This window comes from Pseudomonas sp. YY-1, from assembly GCF_002843095.1.
In the GTDB taxonomy this organism is placed as follows: Bacteria; Pseudomonadota; Gammaproteobacteria; order Pseudomonadales; family Pseudomonadaceae; genus Aquipseudomonas; species Aquipseudomonas sediminis_A.
Genome location: NZ_PJLX01000005.1, coordinates 1 through 13,598 on the forward strand (window position 1 = coordinate 1; position 13,598 = coordinate 13,598).

General features: G+C 57.1%; 27 protein-coding genes. All 27 read left to right on the forward strand.

The genetic code is table 11. The annotated features are described in order from the left end of the window. Positions 1-184 precede the first annotated feature (184 nt). Positions 185-496, forward strand: coding sequence for a 30S ribosomal protein S10 (gene rpsJ, locus CXP40_RS08485; RefSeq protein ID WP_003463313.1), 312 nt, complete (start codon positions 185-187; stop codon positions 494-496). A gap of 83 nt (positions 497-579) precedes the next feature. Continuing rightward, positions 580-1,209, forward strand: a complete 630-nt coding sequence (gene rplC, locus CXP40_RS08490) for a 50S ribosomal protein L3 (protein WP_017675621.1) — start codon at positions 580-582, stop codon at positions 1,207-1,209. 14 nt (positions 1,210-1,223) lie between these two features. After that, the gene (gene rplD, locus CXP40_RS08495; protein WP_036999711.1) at positions 1,224-1,826 is read left to right on the forward strand and encodes a 50S ribosomal protein L4; all 603 of its coding nucleotides are present in this window, start codon (positions 1,224-1,226) and stop codon (positions 1,824-1,826) included. Continuing rightward, the gene (gene rplW, locus CXP40_RS08500; protein WP_003463306.1) at positions 1,823-2,122 is read left to right on the forward strand and encodes a 50S ribosomal protein L23; all 300 of its coding nucleotides are present in this window, start codon (positions 1,823-1,825) and stop codon (positions 2,120-2,122) included. The genes rplD and rplW overlap by 4 nt, the downstream gene beginning before the upstream one ends. A 14-nt stretch (positions 2,123-2,136) precedes the next feature. Continuing rightward, positions 2,137-2,961, forward strand: a complete 825-nt coding sequence (gene rplB, locus CXP40_RS08505; protein WP_106733404.1) for a 50S ribosomal protein L2 — start codon at positions 2,137-2,139, stop codon at positions 2,959-2,961. Between the two features lie 16 nt (positions 2,962-2,977). Continuing rightward, positions 2,978-3,253, forward strand: coding sequence for a 30S ribosomal protein S19 (gene rpsS / locus CXP40_RS08510; protein ID WP_003463302.1), 276 nt, complete (start codon positions 2,978-2,980; stop codon positions 3,251-3,253). A gap of 11 nt (positions 3,254-3,264) precedes the next feature. Continuing rightward, complete coding sequence (gene rplV / locus CXP40_RS08515) at positions 3,265-3,597, forward strand: 50S ribosomal protein L22 (RefSeq protein WP_003103908.1); 333 nt, start codon at positions 3,265-3,267, stop codon at positions 3,595-3,597. 13 nt (positions 3,598-3,610) lie between these two features. Beyond that, positions 3,611-4,297: a 30S ribosomal protein S3 gene (gene rpsC / locus CXP40_RS08520; RefSeq protein WP_017675617.1), complete on the forward strand. Its 687-nt coding sequence runs from the start codon at positions 3,611-3,613 to the stop codon at positions 4,295-4,297. Positions 4,298-4,309: 12 nt separating this feature from the next. Beyond that, positions 4,310-4,723 (forward strand): 50S ribosomal protein L16, encoded by a 414-nt coding sequence (gene rplP / locus CXP40_RS08525; protein WP_003243901.1) that lies wholly within the window; start codon positions 4,310-4,312, stop codon positions 4,721-4,723. Continuing rightward, the gene (gene rpmC, locus CXP40_RS08530) at positions 4,723-4,914 is read left to right on the forward strand and encodes a 50S ribosomal protein L29 (protein WP_003463299.1); all 192 of its coding nucleotides are present in this window, start codon (positions 4,723-4,725) and stop codon (positions 4,912-4,914) included. The genes rplP and rpmC overlap by 1 nt, the downstream gene beginning before the upstream one ends. Before the next feature lie 2 nt (positions 4,915-4,916). After that, entirely contained in the window at positions 4,917-5,183 is a 267-nt protein-coding gene (rpsQ, locus tag CXP40_RS08535) for a 30S ribosomal protein S17 (RefSeq protein WP_026088453.1), read from the forward strand. A 23-nt stretch (positions 5,184-5,206) separates the two neighbouring features. Beyond that, positions 5,207-5,575, forward strand: coding sequence for a 50S ribosomal protein L14 (gene rplN, locus CXP40_RS08540; RefSeq protein WP_003243907.1), 369 nt, complete (start codon positions 5,207-5,209; stop codon positions 5,573-5,575). Positions 5,576-5,586: 11 nt separating this feature from the next. Further along, entirely contained in the window at positions 5,587-5,901 is a 315-nt protein-coding gene (gene rplX / locus CXP40_RS08545) for a 50S ribosomal protein L24 (protein ID WP_017675615.1), read from the forward strand. A 19-nt stretch (positions 5,902-5,920) separates the two neighbouring features. After that, positions 5,921-6,460, forward strand: a complete 540-nt coding sequence (gene rplE, locus CXP40_RS08550; protein WP_017675614.1) for a 50S ribosomal protein L5 — start codon at positions 5,921-5,923, stop codon at positions 6,458-6,460. Positions 6,461-6,475: 15 nt separating this feature from the next. Next, positions 6,476-6,781 (forward strand): 30S ribosomal protein S14, encoded by a 306-nt coding sequence (gene rpsN, locus CXP40_RS08555; protein ID WP_003463288.1) that lies wholly within the window; start codon positions 6,476-6,478, stop codon positions 6,779-6,781. Positions 6,782-7,106: 325 nt separating this feature from the next. Then, positions 7,107-7,499, forward strand: coding sequence for a 30S ribosomal protein S8 (gene rpsH, locus CXP40_RS08560; protein WP_003243915.1), 393 nt, complete (start codon positions 7,107-7,109; stop codon positions 7,497-7,499). Between the two features lie 12 nt (positions 7,500-7,511). Further along, positions 7,512-8,045 carry a 50S ribosomal protein L6 gene (gene rplF, locus CXP40_RS08565; RefSeq protein ID WP_017675613.1) on the forward strand — a complete coding sequence of 178 codons (534 nt, stop codon included), beginning with the start codon at positions 7,512-7,514 and terminating at the stop codon, positions 8,043-8,045. Positions 8,046-8,056: 11 nt separating this feature from the next. After that, a complete protein-coding gene (gene rplR, locus CXP40_RS08570) occupies positions 8,057-8,407 on the forward strand; it encodes a 50S ribosomal protein L18 (protein WP_017675612.1) in 351 nt (116 codons plus the stop codon). 3 nt (positions 8,408-8,410) lie between these two features. Continuing rightward, positions 8,411-8,911, forward strand: a complete 501-nt coding sequence (gene rpsE, locus CXP40_RS08575) for a 30S ribosomal protein S5 (protein ID WP_099526267.1) — start codon at positions 8,411-8,413, stop codon at positions 8,909-8,911. 2 nt (positions 8,912-8,913) lie between these two features. Further along, on the forward strand, positions 8,914-9,093 hold the full coding sequence (rpmD, locus tag CXP40_RS08580; RefSeq protein ID WP_003243922.1) for a 50S ribosomal protein L30: 180 nt from the start codon (positions 8,914-8,916) through the stop codon (positions 9,091-9,093). A 2-nt stretch (positions 9,094-9,095) separates the two neighbouring features. Beyond that, entirely contained in the window at positions 9,096-9,527 is a 432-nt protein-coding gene (gene rplO / locus CXP40_RS08585; protein WP_099526268.1) for a 50S ribosomal protein L15, read from the forward strand. Continuing rightward, positions 9,528-10,856, forward strand: a complete 1,329-nt coding sequence (secY, locus tag CXP40_RS08590) for a preprotein translocase subunit SecY (RefSeq protein WP_099526269.1) — start codon at positions 9,528-9,530, stop codon at positions 10,854-10,856. A gap of 28 nt (positions 10,857-10,884) precedes the next feature. Beyond that, complete coding sequence (gene rpmJ, locus CXP40_RS08595; RefSeq protein WP_002555468.1) at positions 10,885-11,001, forward strand: 50S ribosomal protein L36; 117 nt, start codon at positions 10,885-10,887, stop codon at positions 10,999-11,001. A gap of 133 nt (positions 11,002-11,134) precedes the next feature. Beyond that, on the forward strand, positions 11,135-11,491 hold the full coding sequence (rpsM, locus tag CXP40_RS08600) for a 30S ribosomal protein S13 (protein ID WP_003463275.1): 357 nt from the start codon (positions 11,135-11,137) through the stop codon (positions 11,489-11,491). Between the two features lie 30 nt (positions 11,492-11,521). Further along, positions 11,522-11,911, forward strand: coding sequence for a 30S ribosomal protein S11 (gene rpsK / locus CXP40_RS08605; protein ID WP_003243933.1), 390 nt, complete (start codon positions 11,522-11,524; stop codon positions 11,909-11,911). Positions 11,912-11,928: 17 nt separating this feature from the next. Continuing rightward, the gene (gene rpsD, locus CXP40_RS08610) at positions 11,929-12,549 is read left to right on the forward strand and encodes a 30S ribosomal protein S4 (RefSeq protein WP_099526270.1); all 621 of its coding nucleotides are present in this window, start codon (positions 11,929-11,931) and stop codon (positions 12,547-12,549) included. A 22-nt stretch (positions 12,550-12,571) separates the two neighbouring features. Then, positions 12,572-13,573: a DNA-directed RNA polymerase subunit alpha gene (gene rpoA / locus CXP40_RS08615; RefSeq protein WP_099526271.1), complete on the forward strand. Its 1,002-nt coding sequence runs from the start codon at positions 12,572-12,574 to the stop codon at positions 13,571-13,573. Positions 13,574-13,598: the final 25 nt, after the last annotated feature.

Sequence of the window (13,598 nt, forward strand, 5' to 3'; positions counted from 1 at the left end):
CTGGCGTGGTTGCCAAGATCGTCGAGTAATCAACGATCCGCGGTATAGAAAAGGGCCCTTCGGGGCCCTTTTCTTTTGGATTGGTTAAAAGTTGACACCCCCAGGGGGCATCCGTACAATTGCGCCTCCCTTGAACGGGCGTAGTCCGTCTGTGGGGATTAGCAGCTTGGAATCTGAGGTCAAAATGCAAAACCAACAAATCCGTATTCGGTTGAAGGCTTTTGACCATCGCCTGATCGATCAATCTACCCAGGAAATCGTGGAAACCGCGAAACGTACTGGTGCTCAGGTGCGTGGTCCGATTCCTCTGCCTACTCGTAAGGAGCGGTATACCGTTCTGGTCTCCCCGCACGTCAACAAAGACGCGCGCGATCAGTACGAAATCCGCACTCATAAGCGTGTTCTGGACATCGTCCAGCCGACGGATAAAACCGTTGATGCGCTGATGAAGCTCGACCTTGCGGCAGGCGTGGAAGTGCAGATCAGCCTCGGCTAAAACCTGGCGGTTTTAGTCGTGTAACGCTCTGAAATGGGCGGCCATAGCGGGTGAAAGCCCCGTACACTCATGAGGTTTACAACATGACTATTGGTGTAGTCGGTCGTAAAGCGGGTATGACCCGTATTTTCACCGAAGAAGGTGTCTCCATTCCGGTTACGGTCATTGAGATCGAGCCGAATCGCGTCACCCAGTTTAAAACCGAAGAATCCGATGGCTATCGCGCAGTGCAAGTCACTGTTGGCGAGCGTCGTGCTTCGCGTGTCACAGCAGCTCAAGCTGGCCACTTCGCCAAGGCGAACGTCGCGGCAGGTCGTACCGTTCTGGAGTTCCGTCTTGAAGAAGGCGACTACCAGGCTGGCGATCTGATCAACGCTGAAATTTTCCAAGCTGGTCAACTGGTCGATGTGACCGGTCAGTCCAAAGGTAAAGGCTTCGCCGGTACCATCAAACGTTGGAACTTCCGCGGTCAGGACAACACTCACGGCAACTCCGTGTCCCACCGTGTTCCGGGTTCCATTGGCCAGTGCCAGACCCCGGGTCGCGTATTCAAGGGCAAGAAGATGTCCGGCCACATGGGTGCTGAGCGCGTTACCGTGCAGTCCCTGGAAGTCGTGCGCGTAGACGCCGAGCGTAATCTGTTGCTGGTCAAGGGTGCCGTTCCTGGCGCTACTGGCGGCGACGTTATCGTTCGTCCGGCTGCCAAGGCGTAAGGGGAGAATCTGAGATGCAATTGAATGTAAATGGCGCTCAGGCGATCGAAGTGTCCGAAGCGACCTTCGGTGGCGAGTTCAACGAGACTCTGGTTCACCAAGCTGTCGTCGCCTACATGGCTGGCGGCCGTCAGGGCACCAAAGGTCAGAAGTCCCGTTCCGACGTTTCCGGTGGCGGTAAGCGCCCATGGCGTCAGAAGGGCACTGGTCGTGCTCGTGCTGGTACCACTCGTGGTCCGATCTGGCGTGGCGGTGGTGTGACCTTCGCAGCGTCCACCCGTAACCATGATCAAAAGCTGAACAAGAAGATGTACCGCGCAGCTCTGCGCTCCATCCTTGCTGAGCTGGTTCGTACCGACCGTCTGGTCGTAGTCGAAGACTTCGCCGTTGATGCGCCGAAGACCAAGACTCTGCTGGCCAAACTCAATGGCCTGGGCCTGACCGACGTGCTGATCGTATCCGACGCTGTCGATGAGAACCTGTACCTGGCTGCCCGCAACCTGCCGCACGTTGATGTACGTGACGTTCAGGGTTCCGATCCGGTCAGCCTGATCGCGTACGAGAAGGTGCTGGTCACCGTTTCGGCCGTGAAGAAATTCGAGGAGCTGCTGGGATGAACCAGGAACGCGTATTCAAAGTGCTGCTTGGCCCGCACATCTCCGAGAAGGCCACGGTTCTGGCTGACAAACAAGGTCAGTTCGTTTTCAAAGTCGCTACCGATGCGACCAAGCTGGAAATCAAGAAGGCTGTCGAAGGCCTGTTCGGCGTGAAGGTTGAGCGCGTTACTACTCAGAACGTTCTGGGTAAGAGCAAGCGCACCGCTCGCGGTCTGGGCAAGCGTAACGACTGGAAGAAGGCAGTTATCTCCCTTCAGCCGGGCCAAGAACTCGATTTCACCAGCAGTGCTGAGTAAGGAAGGGGTGCATCATGGCAATCGTTAAATGCAAACCGACTTCCGCTGGCCGCCGTTTTGTGGTCAAGGTGGTCAATCAGGAGCTGCACAAAGGCGCTCCGTACGCTCCGCTGCTCGAGAAAAAGTCGAAGTCCGGTGGTCGTAACAACAATGGCCGTATTACCACCCGTCATATCGGTGGTGGTCATAAGCAGCATTACCGTCTGGTCGACTTCCGTCGCAACGACAAGGATGGCATTCCTGCCACCGTCGAGCGCGTGGAATACGATCCGAACCGTACTGCTCACATCGCTCTGCTGAAATACGCTGACGGCGAACGTCGCTACATCATCGCTCCGAAGGGCGTGGTAGCTGGCGACCAGCTGATTGCGGGCATCATGGCTCCGATCAAGCCGGGCAACAGCCTGCAGCTGCGCAACATTCCGGTAGGTTCGACCGTTCACGGTATCGAGCTGAAGCCGGGTAAAGGCGCTCAGATCGCTCGTTCCGCTGGCGCTTCCGCTCAGCTGATCGCTCGTGAAGGTGCCTATGTGACTCTGCGTCTGCGCTCCGGCGAAATGCGCAAAGTCCTGTCCGAGTGCCGTGCGACCCTGGGCGAAGTCTCGAACTCCGAGCACAGCCTGCGTTCGCTGGGTAAGGCCGGTGCCAAGCGCTGGCGCGGTGTTCGTCCGACCGTTCGTGGTGTTGCCATGAACCCGGTTGATCACCCGCACGGTGGTGGTGAGGGTCGTACCTCCGGTGGTCGTCATCCGGTGTCGCCATGGGGCTTCCCGACCAAGGGCGCGAAAACCCGTGCTAACAAGCGCACCGACAACATGATCGTCCGTCGTCGCAAGTAAATAGAGGGATACGACAGTGCCACGTTCTCTGAAAAAAGGTCCTTTTATCGATCTTCACCTACTGAAGAAGGTCGAAGCGGCGGTGGAAAAGGGCGAGCGTAAACCAGTCAAAACCTGGTCGCGTCGCTCCATGATCCTGCCGCAGATGGTCGGTCTGACCATCGCTGTGCATAACGGTCGTCAACATGTCCCGGTCCTCGTGAACGAAGACATGGTCGGCCACAAACTGGGCGAATTTGCCGGCACGCGTACCTATCGTGGTCACGTTGCCGACAAGAAAGGCAAGCGTTAAGGGGTTTGGAAATGGAAGTAGCCGCTAAGTTGTCGGGCGCTCGCATCTCCGCCCAGAAAGCTCGCCTGGTCGCCGACCAGATCCGCGGGAAGAAGGTGGGCGAAGCGCTCAACCTGCTGGCTTTCAGCAGCAAGAAAGCCGCCGAGATCATGAAGAAAGTGCTGGAGTCGGCCGTTGCCAACGCCGAGCACAACGAAGGCGCAGACGTTGATGACCTGAAGGTCAGCACCGTTTTCGTCAACGAAGGGCGTTCGCTTAAGCGCATCATGCCGCGTGCCAAAGGCCGTGCTGATCGCATCGTCAAGCGGTCTTGCCATATCACTGTCAAGGTTGCGGACAAGTAACGGAGTCGATCAGATGGGTCAGAAAGTACATCCCGTTGGCATCCGCCTGGGAATCGTCAAGGATCACACTTCGGTTTGGTATGCAGATGGTCGCACTTACGCCGACTACCTGAATGCCGACCTGAAGGTTCGTGCATACCTGCAAGACAAACTAAAAAGCGCGTCCGTTAGCCGTATCGACATCGCTCGCCCGGCTCAAACCGCACGCATCACCATCCACACCGCTCGTCCCGGCATCGTGATCGGCAAGAAAGGTGAAGATGTTGAGAAGCTGCGTCAGGACCTGACCAAGCAAATGGGTGTGCCGGTGCACATCAACATCGAAGAGATCCGCAAGCCGGAACTCGACGGTATGCTGGTTGCACAGAGCGTAGCTCAGCAGCTGGAGCGCCGCGTAATGTTCCGTCGCGCCATGAAGCGCGCCGTACAGAACGCCATGCGTATTGGTGCCAAGGGCATCAAGATCCAGGTGAGTGGTCGTCTTGGTGGCGCTGAAATCGCCCGTACCGAGTGGTATCGCGAAGGTCGTGTGCCCCTGCACACCCTGCGTGCAGATATCGATTACGCCACCTACGAAGCGCACACCACTTACGGTGTGATCGGCGTCAAGGTTTGGATCTTCAAGGGTGAGGTCATTGGTGGCCGCACTGAAGAGCTGAAGCCGCAAGCGCCCGCTCCTCGTAAAGCTGCTAAGAAATAAGGAGTACGCATCATGTTGCAACCAAAGCGTACGAAGTTCCGCAAGCAGATGACCGGCCACAACCGTGGTCTGGCTCAGCGCGGTAGCAAGGTCAGCTTCGGCGAGTTCGCGCTGAAGTCTGTAGCCCGCGGTCGTCTCACCGCCCGTCAGATCGAGTCCGCTCGTCGTGCTCTGACTCGTCACGTAAAACGTGGCGGCAAGATCTGGATTCGCGTATTCCCGGACAAGCCGGTTACCAAGAAGCCTCTCGAAGTGCGGATGGGTAAAGGTAAGGGTGGCGTCGAATATTGGGTAGCCCAGATCCAGCCAGGCAAAGTCCTGTACGAGATCGAAGGCGTTTCCGAAGAGCTGGCGCGTGAGGCTTTCGCCCTGGCTGCTGCAAAGCTGCCGCTCGCCACCACCTTTGTTAAGCGGACGGTGATGTGATGAAAGCGACCGAACTTCGTGAAAAAACCGCACAGCAACTGAACGAGCAACTGCTCGGTCTGCTGCGCGACCAGTTCAATCTGCGTATGCAGAAAGCAACTGGCCAGTTGGGGCAGTCTCACCTGCTCTCGCAAGTTAAGCGCGACATCGCTCGTGTGAAAACTGTGCTCAACCAGCAGGCAGGTAAGTGATCATGGCTGAAGCCGAAAAAACAGTCCGTACGCTGACCGGCCGTGTTGTCAGCGACAAGATGGACAAGACCATCACCGTTCTGATCGAGCGCCGCGTTAAGCACCCGATCTACGGTAAATACGTCAAGCGTTCGACCAAACTGCACGCTCACGACGAAACCAACCAGTGCAAGATCGGCGACAAGGTTTCCATTCGCGAAACCCGTCCGCAGTCCAAGACCAAGTCCTGGGCTCTGGTTGAAGTCGTCGAACGCGCAGTTGACGTCTAAGGGCTAGGGGTCGGAGAAATTTTATGATTCAGACTCAATCCATGCTCGATGTTGCTGACAACAGCGGTGCACGTCGCGTTATGTGCATCAAGGTGCTGGGCGGCTCTCATCGTCGCTACGCCGGCATCGGCGACATCATCAAGGTCACCGTCAAGGAAGCAATTCCGCGCGGCAAAGTGAAGAAAGGTCAGGTCATGACCGCAGTGGTTGTTCGTACCCGTCACGGCGTTCGTCGTGCCGACGGTTCGATCATCCGCTTCGACGGCAACGCTGCTGTTCTGCTGAACAACAAGCAAGAGCCGATTGGTACCCGTATCTTCGGGCCAGTGACCCGTGAACTGCGTTCCGAGAAGTTCATGAAGATCGTCTCGCTCGCCCCTGAAGTGCTTTAAGGAGATCCGACATGCAAAAGATTCGTCGTGACGACGAGATCATCGTGATCGCCGGTAAAGACAAAGGTAAGCGCGGTAAGGTGCTCAAGGTTCTCGCTGACGACCGTCTGGTCGTCGGTGGCATCAACCTGGTGAAGCGTCATACCAAGCCGAACCCGATGTCGGGCGTTCAAGGCGGTATCGTCGAGAAAGAAGCGCCTCTGCACGCTTCCAACGTTGCCATCTTCAACTCTGAAACCAACAAGGCTGACCGCGTTGGCTTCAAGACCGAAGACGGCAAGAAAATTCGTGTCTTCAAGTCCACCCAGAAGCCGGTTGGCGCTTGAGAATCCGTAGGTAAATACCATGGCACGACTGAAAGAGATTTACCGGAAGGAAATCGCGCCCAAGCTGAAGGAAGAACTGAAGCTGGCGAACGTGATGGAAGTTCCGCGCATCACCAAGATCACCCTGAACATGGGCCTGGGCGAAGCGATCGGTGACAAGAAGATCATCGAAAACGCTGTAGCCGACCTCGAGAAGATCACCGGTCAGAAAGTCGTTGTGACTCATGCCCGTAAGTCGATCGCAGGCTTCAAGGTTCGTGAAGGTTGGCCGATTGGCGTCAAGGTCACTCTGCGTCGCGAGCGCATGTACGAGTTCCTGGATCGTCTGCTGTCCATCTCCCTGCCGCGCGTGCGTGACTTCCGCGGCCTGAATGCCAAGTCCTTCGATGGCCGTGGCAACTACAGCATGGGCGTGAAAGAGCAGATCATCTTCCCGGAAATCGATTACGACAAAATCGATGCGCTGCGTGGTCTGGACATCACCCTGACTACCACTGCCCGTAACGATGATGAAGGCCGCGCTCTGCTGCGTGCTTTCAACTTCCCGTTCCGCAACTGATCGGAGTCCTGGACAATGGCCAAGACAAGCATGAAGAACCGCGAGCTGAAGCGTCAGCAAACGGTTGCCAAGTACGCCAAGAAGCGTGCCGAGCTGAAAGCTACCATCGCTAATCCGAACACCAGTCCGGAAGCGCGTTGGGAAGCCCAGGTCGCTCTGCAGAAGCAACCACGTGACGCCAGCGCCTCGCGCCTGCGTAACCGTTGCCGCATCACCGGCCGTCCGCACGGCGTTTATCGCAAGTTCGGTCTGTCGCGTAACAAGCTGCGCGAAGCCGCCATGCGCGGTGACGTACCAGGCCTGGTGAAAGCCAGCTGGTAAGGCGTAGTAAAAAAGCGAAGCCGGCCTAGTGCCGGCTTTGTCTTTATGGCGGTCTGCTGCTCGTCGGCCATGCCGCGTTGCAAGTAGGTTCGGATTGCTCATTTTTACTACAGTAAACTCCGCATCCTCACCTCCTTGCGCCTTGCCTGGCTCTAGCTCGCAAGACTACCAGCAGAATAATGAATCAAGCCCCTTTTGGGGCTTGCTTCATTTTTGATCGGTCTCTAGAATGTCCGGCTCTCCTGAGCCTGGCATTTCCATGCCGAGCTTTTGGATGATCCCACAGCCCTCGGGCTGTTCTTTTTGTATCAGGAGCGTCTAGCCCATGAGTATGCAGGACCCGTTAGCGGACATGCTAACTCGTATCCGTAATGCCCAGATGGCTGAAAAGTCCGTCGTAAGCATGCCTTCTTCCACTCTGAAGGTAGCCGTAGCCAAAGTTCTCAAAGACGAAGGTTACATTGCGGGTTATGAAGTCAATGGTGAAGCCAAGCCACAACTGTCCATCGAGCTGAAGTACTTCGAAGGCCGTCCGGTCATCGAGGAAGTCAAGCGCGTGAGCCGTCCTGGCCTTCGTCAGTACAAATCCGTCGATGACCTGCCGAAGGTTCGCGGCGGTCTCGGTGTTTCCATCGTCTCCACCAACAAAGGTGTGATGACGGATCGCGCTGCGCGCGCTGCCGGTGTCGGCGGCGAAGTGCTCTGCACCGTGTTCTAAGGGGGGATAAGCATGTCTCGCGTTGCTAAGAACCCCGTAGTGCTGCCAGCTGGTGTCGAGATCAAACTCGCCGGTCAGCAGCTCTCGGTCAAGGGTGCCAAGGGTGCTCTGGAACTGAATGTTCACTCGTCCGTTGAAGTGATCCAGGAAGGTAGCGAACTGCGTTTCGCCGCTCGTAATGGCGACCAGCAGAACCGCGCTATGGCCGGTACTACTCGCGCCCTGGTGAACAACATGGTCATCGGTGTCAGCCAAGGCTTCGAGCGTAAGCTGCAGCTGGTCGGCGTGGGCTACAAAGCTCAAGCCAAAGGCCAGGTGCTGAACCTCGCACTGGGCTTCTCCCACCCGATCGACTACGAACTGCCGGAAGGCGTCGTGGCTGAAACCCCGAACCAGACCGAAATCCTGATCAAGGGTATCGACAAGCAACTGGTGGGTCAGGTGGCTGCGGAAATCCGTGACTTCCGTCGTCCTGAGCCCTACAAGGGCAAAGGCGTTCGTTACGCGGATGAAGTTGTCCGTCGTAAAGAAGCCAAGAAGAAGTAAGGGGCTGAAAAATGACCGACAAAAAAGTTACTCGTCTGCGTCGCGCTCGCAAAGCACGCCTGAAAATGCACGAGCTCGAAGCCGTGCGTCTGTGCGTGTACCGCTCTTCGCAGCACATCTACGCCCAGGTCATCTCGGCCGACGGCAGCAAGGTTCTGGCCAGCGCCTCTACCTTGGACAAAGCACTGCGTGATGGCGCCACCGGCAACGTCGACGCAGCCAAGAAAGTTGGTGCGCTGGTTGCTGAGCGTGCGAAAGCCGCTGGTGTGACCCAGGTGGCATTCGACCGTTCTGGCTTCAAGTACCACGGCCGCGTCAAGGCGCTGGCTGATGCTGCTCGTGAAGGCGGGCTGGAGTTCTAAGTTATGGCAAATAACGACCAAAAGCGCGACGAAGGCTACATCGAGAAGCTGGTTCAGGTTAACCGCGTTGCCAAGACCGTAAAGGGTGGCCGTATCTTCACTTTCACCGCGCTGACCGTGGTAGGTGATGGTAAGGGTCGCGTCGGTTTCGGCCGTGGCAAATCCCGCGAAGTTCCAGCTGCCATCCAGAAAGCGATGGAAGCTGCTCGTCGTAACATGATCCAAGTTGATCTGAACGGCACCACTCTGCAGTACCCGGTCAAGTCCGCTCATGGCGCCTCCAAGGTGTACATGCAGCCGGCGTCCGAAGGTACCGGTATCATCGCCGGCGGCGCCATGCGTGCCGTTCTGGAAGTGGCTGGTGTGCAGAACGTTCTGGCCAAGTGCTACGGCTCGACCAACCCGGTGAACGTGGTTCATGCCACCTTCAAGGGCCTGAAGACCATGCAGTCTCCAGCATCCGTTGCAGCCAAGCGTGGCAAGAGCGTCGAGGAGATTCTCTAACCATGGCTAATACCGTCAAAGTGACTCTGATCAAGAGCACCAATGGCCGTCTGGCCAATCACAAAGCTTGCGTCAAGGGCCTGGGCCTGCGTCGCATCGGTCACACCGTAGAGGTTCTGGATACTCCGGAAAACCGCGGCATGATCAACAAGGCTTACTACCTGCTGAAGGTGGAGGGTTAATCATGCAACTGAACGATCTGCGTTCCGCGCCGGGTGCCCGTCGCGAGAAGCACCGTCCGGGCCGTGGCATCGGTAGCGGTCTGGGTAAGACTGGTGGCCGTGGCCACAAAGGTCAGACCTCTCGCTCCGGTGGCTCCATCGCTCCGGGCTTCGAGGGTGGTCAGCAGCCGCTGCACCGCCGTCTGCCGAAGTTCGGCTTCGTCTCCCTGAAGGCTATGGATCGCGCCGAAGTGCGTACCTCCGAGCTGAACAAGGTAGAGGGTGTTGTAACTCTGCAGGCTCTGAAGGATGCCAATCTGGTTGGCCAACACGTACGGCGTGTGAAAGTCATGCTGTCCGGTGAGGTTACCCGTGCGGTCACCCTGAAAGGTATCGCTGCCACCAAAGGTGCGCGTGCGGCTATCGAAGCAGCTGGCGGTAAGTTCGAGGAATAAATGGCTAAGCAAGGTGCTCTCTCTGCTCTGGCTGGTGGCGGGTTGTCCGAACTCTGGGCTCGTCTGCGTTTTCTGTTCATGGCGATCATCGTCTATCGAATCGGCGCGCATATCCCAGTTCCCGGTATAAACCCTGACCGTCTGGCCGATCTGTTTCGACAGAATGAGGGGACCATTCTTAGCTTGTTCAACATGTTTTCCGGCGGCGCGCTGGAGCGGATGAGCATCTTTGCACTGGGGATCATGCCGTACATCTCGGCATCGATCATCATGCAACTGATGACCGCCGTCAGCCCGCAGCTGGAGCAGTTGAAGAAGGAAGGTGAAGCTGGCCGTCGCAAGATCAGCCAGTACACCCGCTACGGCACACTCGTCCTGGCGTTCGTTCAGGCCATCGGTATGTCCGCTGGTCTGGCTAGCCAGGGCGTTGCGTTCTCGGGCGATTTCGGCTTCCACTTCGTGGCGGTCACCACTTTCGTGGCGGGCGCGATGTTCATGATGTGGCTGGGCGAGCAGATCACTGAGCGCGGTGTCGGTAACGGTATCTCGATGCTGATTTTTGCGGGCATCGTAGCCGGTCTGCCGTCGGCAATCGGGCAGTCTTTCGAGTCTGCTCGCCAGGGCGATATCAACATCTTCGCTCTGATCGCCATCGGCCTGTTGGCAGTAGCGATCATCGGTTTCGTGGTGTTCATTGAGCGTGGTCAGCGTCGCATTGCGGTGCACTACGCCAAGCGTCAGCAGGGCCGCAAGGTCTTTGCTGCGCAGACCAGCCACTTGCCGTTGAAGGTGAACATGGCGGGCGTAATCCCGGCCATCTTCGCTAGCAGCCTTCTGCTGTTCCCGGCCTCGCTGGGTGCCTGGTTTGGTCAGTCCGAGGGTTTGGGCTGGCTGCAGGACATTTCGCAGGCTATCGCTCCTGGTCAGCCGTTGAACATTTTGCTGTTTAGTGCAGGGATCATTTTCTTCTGCTTCTTCTACACAGCGCTGATGTTCAACCCGAAAGACGTAGCGGAAAACCTGAAGAAGTCCGGTGCCTTTATTCCGGGCATCCGTCCGGGCGAGCAGTCTGCGCGCTATATCGATGGCGTTCTGACTCGCTTGACCATGTTCGGTGCTCTGTACATGACGGCCGTGTGCCTGCTGCCCCAGTTCCTGGTGGTTGCAGCCAACGTTCCGTTCTACCTTGGCGGGACCTCGTTGCTGATCGTGGTCGTGGTTGTGATGGACTTCATGTCCCAAGTGCAATCGCACCTCGTGTCTCACCAGTACGATTCCCTGATGAAGAAAGCCAACCTGAAGGGCTATGGCAGCGGCATGCTCCGCTGATCCACCCGTAAGGTTCGAGGAGTTGGTAATGAAAGTTCGTGCATCGGTGAAAAAGCTGTGCCGTAACTGCAAAATTATCCGTCGCGAAGGTGTCGTGCGGGTGATCTGCAGCGCAGAGCCGCGTCACAAGCAGCGCCAAGGCTGAGTGTGAACCACGCGTGATAAGCCCGGCAGCTAGTGCGCTGCCGGGTTGATTATTTGTTATTACAGCGTTAATATCTCGCGCCCTATTTCTTGGCTTCCGGGGCGTAGGTAGCTGTCAATTGGAGTTCCACTGAATGGCCCGTATTGCAGGCGTTAACATTCCGGATAACAAGCACACTGTTATCTCGCTGACCTACATCTTTGGTGTTGGTCGCACCACTGCACAGAAAATCTGTGCCGCTACCGGTGTAAATCCGGCTGCGAAAATCAAGGATCTGACTGACGAGCAGATCGAACAGCTGCGTGGCGAAGTAGCCAAGGTGAATACCGAAGGCGACCTGCGTCGTGAAGTGAATATGAAGATCAAGCGCTTGATGGATCTGGGTTGCTACCGCGGTCTGCGTCATCGTAAAGGTCTGCCGGTTCGCGGTCAGCGTACCAAGACCAACGCTCGCACCCGTAAGGGCCCGCGTAAGCCGATCCGCAAGTAATCGCATTCGCGAATCGACAGGAATTTAGTCATGGCAAAACCTGCTGCTCGTACTCGTAAAAAAGTCAAAAAGACAGTGGTTGATGGCATCGCCCACATCCATGCGTCTTTCAACAACACTATCGTGACCATTACCGACCGTCAGGGTAACGCCCTGTCCTGGGCTACCTCCGGTGGTTCGGGTTTCCGCGGCTCGCGTAAGTCCACTCCATTCGCTGCCCAGATCGCCGCTGAGCGTGCTGGTCAGGCTGCACTGGAATACGGTCTGAAGAACCTCGACGTCAACGTCAAAGGTCCAGGTCCGGGTCGCGAATCCGCCGTGCGTGCTCTGAACGCCTGCGGCTACAAAATCGCCAGCATCACCGACGTGACGCCAATCCCGCACAACGGGTGCCGTCCGCCGAAGAAGCGTCGCGTGTAATCAGGAGACAGTGAGAAATGGCTCGTTACATTGGTCCCAAATGCAAACTGTCTCGTCGTGAAGGCACCGATCTCTTCCTGAAGAGTGGTGTTCGCGCGCTTGAATCTAAGTGCAACATCGAAGCAGCTCCGGGTATCCACGGCCAGCGCCGTGGCCGTCAGTCCGACTACGGCACCCAGCTGCGTGAGAAGCAAAAAGTTCGTCGTATCTACGGCGTACTGGAGCGTCAATTCAGCGGTTACTACAAGCAAGCTGCCAGCCAGAAAGGCGCCACCGGCGAGAATCTGCTGCAACTGCTGGAGTGCCGTCTGGACAACGTGGTTTACCGTATGGGTTTTGGCGCTACTCGTGCCGAGTCCCGTCAGCTGGTTTCGCACAAAGCGATCAGCGTCAACGGTCAGACCGTAAACGTACCGTCCTACCAAGTTAAGGCTGGCGACGTCGTTGCTGTTCGCGAGAAATCGCGCAATCAGCTGCGCATCGTTCAGGCTCTCGAGCTCTGCGCCCAACGTGGCCGTGTTGAGTGGGTAGAAGTAGACGCCGAGAAGAAGTCTGGTGTGTTCAAGAACGTACCGGCTCGTGGCGATCTGTCCGCTGACATCAACGAGAGCCTGATTGTCGAGCTCTACTCCAAGTAAGGGCTAGAAAATAGGTGCATCCATGCAGATTTCGGTAAATGAGTTCCTGACCCCCCGTCACATTGATGTGCAGGAGGTCAGTTCGACCCGCGCCAAGATCACCCTCGAGCCTCTCGAGCGTGGCTTTGGCCATACCCTGGGCAACGCGCTGCGTCGCATCCTGTTGTCCTCCATGCCTGGCTGTGCAGTAGTCGAGGCCGAGATCGATGGCGTACTCCATGAGTACTCCGCGATCGAAGGTGTGCAGGAAGATGTCATCGAGATCCTGCTCAACCTGAAAGGTCTGGCTATCAAGCTGCACGGCCGTGACGAAGTGACCCTGACTCTGGCTAAAAAGGGCCCGGGCGTAGTTACCGCTGCCGATATTCAGCTGGATCACGATGTCGAAATCGTCAATGGCGACCACGTAATCGCCAACCTGGCCTCCAATGGCGCGCTGAACATGAAGCTCACCGTAGCTCGTGGTCGCGGCTATGAGCCGGCTGACGCACGTCAGAGCGACGAAGATGAAAGCCGCAGCATTGGTCGCTTGCAGCTGGATGCTTCGTTCAGCCCTGTGCGTCGGGTTGCTTACGTGGTGGAAAACGCCCGTGTCGAGCAGCGCACCAACCTGGACAAGCTGGTTATCGATCTGGAAACCAACGGTACTCTGGACCCTGAAGAGGCTATCCGCCGTGCCGCGACCATTCTGCAGCAGCAGTTGGCCGCGTTCGTCGACCTCAAAGGTGATAGTGAGCCTGTGGTGGTCGAGCAGGAAGACGAAATCGATCCGATCCTGCTGCGCCCCGTCGATGACCTGGAGCTGACCGTACGTTCGGCCAACTGCCTCAAGGCAGAGAACATCTACTACATCGGTGACCTGATTCAGCGCACTGAAGTAGAGCTGCTCAAAACCCCGAACCTGGGCAAGAAATCCCTGACCGAAATCAAGGATGTTCTGGCTTCTCGCGGTCTGTCCCTCGGTATGCGCCTCGACAACTGGCCGCCGGCAAGTCTGAAGAAAGACGATAAGGCCACTGCCTGATCGTCATCATCACCGAACGAACAAG